The sequence below is a fragment of the Rahnella sp. GSA61A genome, from assembly GCF_019969905.1.
GTDB lineage: Bacteria > Pseudomonadota > Gammaproteobacteria > Enterobacterales > Enterobacteriaceae > Rahnella > Rahnella aceris.
In genome coordinates this window covers 293,683-300,391 of the sequence record NZ_JAHXYO010000005.1, presented here as the reverse complement: position 1 = coordinate 300,391, position 6,709 = coordinate 293,683, and the positions used below count along the sequence as shown (strand labels likewise).

Annotated in this window: 6 protein-coding genes and 1 pseudogene; 4 read left to right on the top strand and 3 right to left on the bottom strand. The window is 46.2% G+C overall.

The window, feature by feature from the left end:
• Nucleotides 1-101: 101 nt before the first annotated feature.
• Together LC431_RS09570 and LC431_RS09565 are read left to right on the top strand one after the other, a co-directional pair.
• Nucleotides 102-1,108 (top strand): annotated as a pseudogene (locus LC431_RS09570) (IS3-like element ISRaq1 family transposase); the annotation flags it as partial.
• Nucleotides 1,109-1,617: 509 nt separating this feature from the next.
• Nucleotides 1,618-1,896: a DUF3761 domain-containing protein gene (locus LC431_RS09565; protein WP_223509730.1), complete on the top strand. Its 279-nt coding sequence runs from the start codon at nt 1,618-1,620 to the stop codon at nt 1,894-1,896.
• 69 nt (nt 1,897-1,965) lie between these two features.
• Here LC431_RS09565 and nlpA read toward each other — a convergent pair whose 3' ends face one another.
• On the bottom strand, nt 1,966-2,784 hold the full coding sequence (gene nlpA / locus LC431_RS09560; RefSeq protein WP_112198155.1) for a lipoprotein NlpA: 819 nt from the start codon (nt 2,782-2,784) through the stop codon (nt 1,966-1,968).
• A 262-nt stretch (nt 2,785-3,046) separates the two neighbouring features.
• Between nlpA and LC431_RS09555 the strand changes: the two genes are divergently transcribed.
• Complete coding sequence (locus LC431_RS09555) at nt 3,047-3,931, top strand: DUF4225 domain-containing protein (protein ID WP_223509729.1); 885 nt, start codon at nt 3,047-3,049, stop codon at nt 3,929-3,931.
• A 64-nt stretch (nt 3,932-3,995) separates the two neighbouring features.
• Here LC431_RS09555 and LC431_RS09550 read toward each other — a convergent pair whose 3' ends face one another.
• A complete protein-coding gene (locus tag LC431_RS09550) occupies nt 3,996-4,328 on the bottom strand; it encodes a hypothetical protein (RefSeq protein ID WP_119261376.1) in 333 nt (110 codons plus the stop codon).
• A gap of 250 nt (nt 4,329-4,578) precedes the next feature.
• Between LC431_RS09550 and LC431_RS09545 the strand changes: the two genes are divergently transcribed.
• The gene (locus LC431_RS09545) at nt 4,579-5,106 is read left to right on the top strand and encodes a GNAT family N-acetyltransferase (RefSeq protein ID WP_037036282.1); all 528 of its coding nucleotides are present in this window, start codon (nt 4,579-4,581) and stop codon (nt 5,104-5,106) included.
• 42 nt (nt 5,107-5,148) lie between these two features.
• Here LC431_RS09545 and LC431_RS09540 read toward each other — a convergent pair whose 3' ends face one another.
• Nucleotides 5,149-6,687 (bottom strand): MFS transporter, encoded by a 1,539-nt coding sequence (locus LC431_RS09540; protein WP_013574506.1) that lies wholly within the window; start codon nt 6,685-6,687, stop codon nt 5,149-5,151.
• Between the last annotated feature and the right edge of the window lie 22 nt (nt 6,688-6,709).

Here is a 6,709-nt window from a genome sequence, read left to right as displayed (position 1 = left end):
TTAGCCAGATCGATACCCAGATAGACGATATTCATGTTTACTCTCCTGCTGAACGTATTTTGTTCAGTTAAGCGCAAAGGGAGGAGGTAGTCCATCCCATTACCTGGCGTAAGAAGTATGGCGGTATGGAGGTGCCCGAGGTTAAGCGCCTGAAGTCGCTTGAGGAAGAGAACGCCAGGCTCAAGAAGCTGCTTGCCGAAGCCATGCTGGATAAGGAGGCGCTTCAGGTGGCTCTGGGGCGAAAGTACTGACGACAGACCAGAAGCGGGAAGCCGTGATGTTGATGTGTGATGCGACCGGTCTGTCGCAACGTCGTGCCTGCAGGCTTACAGGTTTGTCCCTGTCGACCTGCCGTTATGATGCTCAGCGTCCGGCTGCTGATGCACATTTATCAGGGCGTATTACTGAGCTGGCGCTTGAACGCAGACGTTTTGGTTATCGGCGTATCTGGCAGTTGCTGCGTAGGGAGGGCCTTCACGTCAATCACAAGCGGGTATACCGTATTTACCACCTTAATGGACTGAGCGTAAAACGCAGACGACGCCGTAAAGGGCTGGCGACCGAACGGTTTCCGCTTCTTCGCCCGGATGCGCCGAACCTTACATGGTCGATGGATTTCGTTATGGACGCACTGGTCAACGGTCGCAGGATCAAGTGCCTGACCTGTGTGGATGATTTCACGAAGGAGTGTCTGACGATCACCGCTGCTTTCGGTATTTCAGGCGTTCAGGTCACGCGTATTCTGGACAGCATCGCGTTGTTTCGGGGCTATCCGGCGACAATAAGAACCGATCAGGGCCCGGAATTTACCTGCCGCGCGCTCGATCAATGGGCCTTTGAGCATGGTGTGGAACTACGGCTTATCCAGCCAGGTAAGCCAACGCAGAACGGATTTATTGAGAGTTTTAACGGACGCTTTCGCGATGAGTGTCTGAACGAACACTGGTTCAGCGATATCGTTCACGCCAGGAAAACCATTAACGACTGGAGGCAGGATTATAACGAGTGTCGTCCACATTCGGCACTGAATTATCTGACGCCATCAGAGTTTGCAGCACGGTGGCGAAATGGAAAATGTGAAGGTAAACAAACCGACATTACTAACTGACGGTTGTATCTAATCCTGGGGGCAGGTCATGGGGACCAATTTTTCATCGAAACACACTCCAGCAGTAGAACATAATCTGTTAGTGTTGAACTTCCCAGACTTACTCGATTTAAGCAAGTTTCAAAGACTTAACCGATGACAGCGACATAAAAATTCTTTGTTGGTATTAATGTTGGAACAATTATGACTACCTATAAAAATTCTCTTTTAAATCATGAAAATATTTATACGTTCGATTCCTGTAGGGGACACCATTCTCGCCATTCATTTCCGCTCGCCCTGCTCTGCCAAACCTCAATAATATCCATATCCGGCACCCTCCGGCTCGCACCATTTTCTGCGTACAGGCACGCCTGAAATGACTCCGAAAACCATTTCCTGTACGCATTAAGACGCTCAGTAAGACGATTAACTACTGTTCAAATATCAGCATTGTCTATGTGGGTATCAGGAGTATTCTCCTCGCAAATCATTCAGGTAATACAACCACAACAGGGAAAAGTGCAATCATGCGCTTACTGGGATTTGTTTTTTTTGCAGTTGCCCTTTTATGCAACACGGCAGTGGCCAGACAGCATACGCAGCCTTCGTCGCAGGATAGTGAACTCATTGAGCAAGGGAATTACACCAACTCAGACGGGCAGGAAATTCACCGTCCGGCGCATACCAAATCGGGAAAAGCGCCCGATGGCGCATCGGCTCAGTGCAGGGACGGATCTTATAGTTTCAGTACGCATCATCGGGGAACCTGCTCCAGACACGGCGGTGTGGCGGCCTGGCTAAACTGAATGAAAAAGCCCACGGTTAAGTGGGCGATTCAGAATTAACAGCGAGTTAGCTGGTCCGGTTTAAGCCGATCACCAGCCCGGCACTGCCCCGCCGTTAAAGATTTTTTCTGCCGCTTTTGCCACTTCCGGCGACTGATAGGATTTCAGAAACTCCTGCACATTTTCAGCATCTTTATTGTCCGGGCGCGAAACCAGAATATTCACGTACGGCGAATTTTTATCTTCGATAAACACGCTGTCATGCACCGGTGATAATCCGGTTTGCTGGATATAGGTTGTGCTGATGATCGCCACATCGACTTTCGGGTCATCCAGCACACGCGGTAACTGCGCGCCTTCCAGTTGCATAATATTCAGATGATGGGGGTTTGCAGTGATATCCAGCGCCGTTGGCAGCAGGCCTTTGCCTTCTTTCAGCGTGATCAGTTTCTCTTTTTGCAGCAGCAAAAGTGCGCGGCCTAAGTTGGTCGGATCGTTAGGGATCGCCACGGTTGCGCCGTCTTTCAGTTGATCCACGGTTTTGATTTTTTTCGAGTAGCCCGCCATCGGGAACACAAAGGTGTTGCCGACCACCACCAGATGGTAGCCGTGGGCTTTGTTATCCTGCTCAAGGAACGGACGGTGCTGGAAAACATTCGCATCCAGATCGCCATGTTCGGTCGCGTCATTCGGTAATAATGAGCCGCTGAAACCAACCAGTTCGACGTCCAGACCGTATTTATCCTTCGCGACCTTTTTCGCCACTTCCGCCACATCCTGCTCTGCGCCATTAATCACGCCGACTTTGATATGTTTTGCATCACCACTTTTTTGATCACAACCCGCCAGCAGTAATCCTGCCAGCAAAAACACAACACCCGTGCGTAAATGAGATAACGTCAGTTTCACTTTTTTTCCTTAAAAAATAACCGCTAATGCGTAATGAAAATGACTATAACAGGAAGATGGTCGCTGTTTAAAAAACCAATAAAGCATCGCTTATAAGATAAAATTATATAGACAATACCATCGATTTCCTCATAACTCATGTGGCGCGCACGTCCTTTGCTTTATTTATGAAATTTGTGACTCAAAGATGTTTCATTCATTTGCAAAAAGATGGGGATAAACTGTATTTTAATATCAACTTCATAGGAAGTGGAAATATAAAATGGATGAATATATACTACATAGAGATAATGCTCGGGCAAATGATTACTATCAAATAATGGGTAATCTTGAAATCAGAGCATTATTACAAGAAACACTAATAGCATCGAATTACTTAAAAAATGTCAAAGTTAAACAAGATTTCATCAATAACCTCTCCCTTTTCATTGAGCACCAGAAAGAAATAATCAACGATGAATCAACACCTGACAAAAAACTTCAAGCTATACGGGTTTTAAAACAGGAAAGAAGATATCTTTCCGATCAGGTTTTTAAGCTAAAATATAAACAAGTCAGACTCATGATTTTACTGTCACTTGATATCATTGACCGTGCTCTGGAAACACCACTTTATTATTTCGTAAAAGGCATCGGCATTGTTTCAGGCGCTCTTCAGATACATACTGGTATTGGATTAATTGGAGGCGGTTATGTTACCGGGCCAGGCGCGGTCATTGGTAATATTGCGGGCATTACATTAGTCATCCATGGACTTGGAGCGATTCAGGAAAACTTTACCGCCATTATTACTGGAAATAGAACCTATAAAGGATATTTAAGGAAAGGTTATGAAAGCGCAGCGCAACACGTTGGCCTAACAAGCGCACAAGGGGATATCATCTATGGCGGCGTTGACTTACTATTATCGACATATACCCTCTCACGATCCGTTCTTAAACCGGAAAAAAACAGGCTCTATTATTATATGTATGATGATACCGTATTTGGATTCAGAAACATGACAAACAGAGCATTGAAAATAGAAATAGGGATAGACGGATTAACAATCAAATCGATGAGTGATTCGCTGCAACCTGTCACTACAATTATACCCTTCCCATTCCCATTCCCATTCCCATTCCCATTCCCATTCCCAACGGAATGAAATAAATAATTCGATCATTAAAAATCCCTACTAATAATAATTACAGGCCACGAATTTTATGATTTCAAAGTTTTTCTTTTCTTAACATTCTAAACGATTTAAAAGATATAATTAAAGGACCAAACATTGTAATGATTAAACAAGCGACAGCATAGGTGAATATCAGAGAGATCAACTCTGGCTCTTCCATATCCTGATAATTCAACACGATTGTGAGCACAAAAATAATAACAACCAGACTATGAGACAGTATCAATTTAAGAAAAACTGCTGATAACTCCGACAGAAGTGCTGAGGGTGTTATGCTTAATTTCTTCGCCCGGTTGCTTACCCACTCGATTTCACTATTGCGAAACCCGGATGTTTTCATTGATACCAACAACGCTTTGTTTTTCATTATTTTCATCCTTAAAAATAACAACCACAGAAAGAGTAAAAGCATAACATAATCAATTTTGAGAAAATGCTTAACTCTATAAATCTGCTACGTTTGTCCCAAAATTGTTTGCTAAAAAGACGACCTTCGTTGTTCAAATTCCGTACTATATCCAGATCTTTTCCTTATATCAGTCATAAAAAGTTTGCCCTCCCTGACGCATTTGGGAAAGAGTAGACGGAAGAGAAAACACTGATGAGAGCCTGCAAGAATGGAAATTATTGAAGCCGGAGAGCAGCATATTCCCGCGATACAGAAAATTTATGCCTGGCACGTTCTCCATGGAACCGCCTCGTTCGAGACACAGCCCCCGGATGAACGCGAGATGGCGGGCCGGCTGAAGAAGATTAAAGAGGCAGGTTTGCTCTGGCTGGTGGTTTTACATGAGGATGAAGTGAAGGGATATTGCTATCTGGGTCATTATCGCGAACGTTATGCGTATCGCCACACGCTGGAGGATTCTATCTATATTGATCCTGCTTTTCAGAAACGCGGTGCGGGTAAAGCGCTGCTGCGACGGGCGATAGACTGGGCGGAAACTCACGGCTATCGTCAGTTGATCGGTAACGTCGGTGACAGCGAAAATAAAGCCTCAATTGGCTTACATCTCGCCGCCGGTTTTCAGATGAAAGGCACCCTGCATAGCGTTGGATTTAAGCATGGCCGCTGGCTGGACACCGTGTTTATGCAGCTCGCGCTGGGTGACGGAAACCAGACCCTGCCCGCGCAGGATCACTGACAGAAAATACCTGCGGGCCGGTTGCGGCCCGCAGGTTACGGGTTACTCAATCGCTAACTTTTCCCTCGCGGTTTTACGTGTCGCGCTCCCGCCCCAGACTTCGTTATATTCGTAACCGGTCAGATCTTTAATCACCTTACGTGACACCTCATCGCAGTCTTCCTGCGCGCCACCCAGTTTCAGACGGGCGGTTTCCTTGATCAGGATTTTATGTGTGTCCCGCGTCAGCTTGAATTTGAAGGTCATGTAGAAGCTGATCGCCAGCAACGCACCGGTGGCGAAGATCATCAGGCCGATGATCGCGTGTAACGCGCTGAGCGGCTGAGCACCCTGCCCTTTCACAAATCCACTTTCTTCCAGCACCAGGCCAATCACCATGATGGCAATCGCAACGGTACTTTTACGGGTAAACACCATCACACCGGCAAAAATTCCTTCACGACGTTTTTTGGTGACTATTTCATCGACGTCCGGGATAAAGCTGTAAATATTCCACGGAATATAATAAAGCCCTGAACGTCCAAAGCCTAAAATAACGAAGATGGAAGTAAAGAGAATTAACGGCACCGTTGCGTTGGTGATATAAATATAAAACAGAGCAGCCAGCACGAAGAATATACAACCATAGGCGATTCGCAGCGCGGCAGAAGGCGAAAGATTCATTCGTTCCATCACCATCATATAAACAATCGTCGATGGCACAGAAACAAAGGCCGCCACACTTAAATATCCGGAAACCGATCCCACATCCTGATTCAGACCATAAACCACATAGTAGGTAAAGACAGCACCGAATACGTCCATGGCGGTAAAGGAAGCAATATAAATAATAATATGCTGGCGGAACATGCGGATATTAAAGGATGAGATAAAATCTAAAACCAGACTCTTCAGATGATGCCAGAGACTGCCGCCTGTTTCCATTTCCGGTTCCGGCTCATTCGGATCCCGCACGTCTTTGGCTTCCCAGGTACACAGCCATGTGGTGAATACCGCGATACAAAATACCGTGGCGAAGAATATGCCGGTATAGGTATACGTCATCGGATTATCTTTACCGGTAAACATCATGATGACGCCCGGCACAGACACAGCCAGGAAACCGCCGAGCTGCGAGCAAATCATACGCACACCGGCGAGACGGGTACGTTCGCCGAAGCGGTTGGTCATCTCGGCGGCCAGCGTTTCCCACGGCACCAGCACCATCGCTGAAAGTAATTCAATCGACAGATATGTGCCAAGATAATACCAGTAGCCCATGTCCTTTACCCAGACCAGCGCATACAGGAACATCAGTGGCGAACTGATCAGCAGGAAAAACCGGCGGCGACCAAACCGTTTTCCGAGCCAGGTATTTCCGAAGTGATCGGTGATATAACCCATGATCGGACTTAATACGGCATCAATGACACGGGCAATAGCAAAAATAGATCCCGCTTCTAAAACGGTTAATCCGCAATACATGGTATAGAAGAATAAAAGCCAGGTACCGATAACGGCGAATGCACCACCGCCAAATAAATCAGTTACGCCATAGCCTATAGCCGTGCCGTAACCTACTCTGCGTTCAGTAGGTTTCATTATTATTATCCTGTGAATGTAG

Bases quoted from the DNA above. Each gene is read 5' to 3' on its own strand.
- LC431_RS09545 (WP_037036282.1), top strand. From the start codon at position 4,579: ATGGAAATTATTGAAGCCGGAGAGCAGCATATTCCCGCGATACAGAAA.
- LC431_RS09565 (WP_223509730.1), top strand. From the start codon at position 1,618: ATGCGCTTACTGGGATTTGTTTTTTTTGCAGTTGCCCTTTTATGCAAC.
- LC431_RS09540 (WP_013574506.1), bottom strand. From the start codon at position 6,687: ATGAAACCTACTGAACGCAGAGTAGGTTACGGCACGGCTATAGGCTAT.
- LC431_RS09550 (WP_119261376.1), bottom strand. From the start codon at position 4,328: ATGAAAAACAAAGCGTTGTTGGTATCAATGAAAACATCCGGGTTTCGC.
- LC431_RS09555 (WP_223509729.1), top strand. From the start codon at position 3,047: ATGGATGAATATATACTACATAGAGATAATGCTCGGGCAAATGATTAC.